Source organism: Oleiphilus sp. HI0067 (assembly GCF_001635735.1).
The window spans coordinates 1-1,055 of record NZ_LWFI01000737.1; the positions used below are offsets into that span (position 1 = coordinate 1).

A 1,055-nucleotide genomic window follows, 5' to 3' on the forward strand; every position below is an offset into this window, starting at 1 on the left:
TCAATTAGGTCTTGAGACGCAGTCACACCACCGACGATTTTTGAAATCTGACTAGCACCTTCGACTTGAAGACCATTTGGGCAATAGTCTCGAATGCTCGAGATACTGAGAAGGTCTGCTAAATATTTCTCTAACTCAATACGTTCGATCATTTCTTGCCCTCCGAAATCCCTAAGCCAATGCTTTCTTAAGCGCCACAATCATTTCTTCGTTTTGCTGGACGGTACCGACCGTTAATCGCAAACACTCAGCTAGTAGAGGATGCCCTCCATCCAAACACTTTATGAGCACGCCCTGAGTCTTCATTGCTTCAAAAACACTTCGTGCTCCACCATTACTGCAGCGCACGAGCACGAAATTCGCTTCGCTAGGGAAAACTTCCAGACCATCAATATCCGCCAAGGAAGCGAGTAACTCAGATCGAGCAGTCTTAAGCAACTCACATTGAGCCGCTAGTTTGTCGTAGTGCTTGATAGCTAAACTAGCACTGGCCTGTGTTAACACATTGATATTGTATGGCAAACGAAGCTTCTCAAATTCATTAAGCCAAGTACTGCTACCCACCATGAAGCCAAGGCGCAAACCTGCTAAACCGACCTTCGAGAAGGTTCGCATTACAACTACATTTGGGTAACGCGACACGTAAGACAATAAATCACTATCGGTAAATGCCATGTAGGCTTCATCAAGCACAACAAGGCCATTTGCGGCGTCGATAATTGCCTGCAAATCTTCTTCAGAGAACACATTGCCTGTCGGGTTATTGGGCGCAGCTAAAAAAATAACGGCTGGGTCATGCTCTTGAATTGCCGATAAGGTAGCGGCTAGATTAATTGAGAAATCGGCGTTCAGATCCACGCCAGTGTATGGCACACCAACAAAAGCCGAGATCATTTTGTACATCACAAAACTTGGCTCAACTGCCAACACGCCACGTTCAGGTGTAGCAAGCGCCATAGCTAGGATTTGGATAATTTCATCGGACCCGTTACCAAGCAATATGTCCAAATCAAAACCTGATTGCTCATGCAAAGCATCTAGCTTTAACAACTCGC

The 1,055-nt window shown here is 45.6% G+C and carries 1 protein-coding gene; it reads right to left on the reverse strand.

Features of this window, described 5'->3' with window-relative positions:
• Nucleotides 1-171: 171 nt before the first annotated feature.
• Nucleotides 172-1,055: histidinol-phosphate transaminase (gene hisC / locus A3739_RS08135; RefSeq protein WP_068500986.1), on the reverse strand; the 884-nt coding region annotated here is incomplete at its 5' end.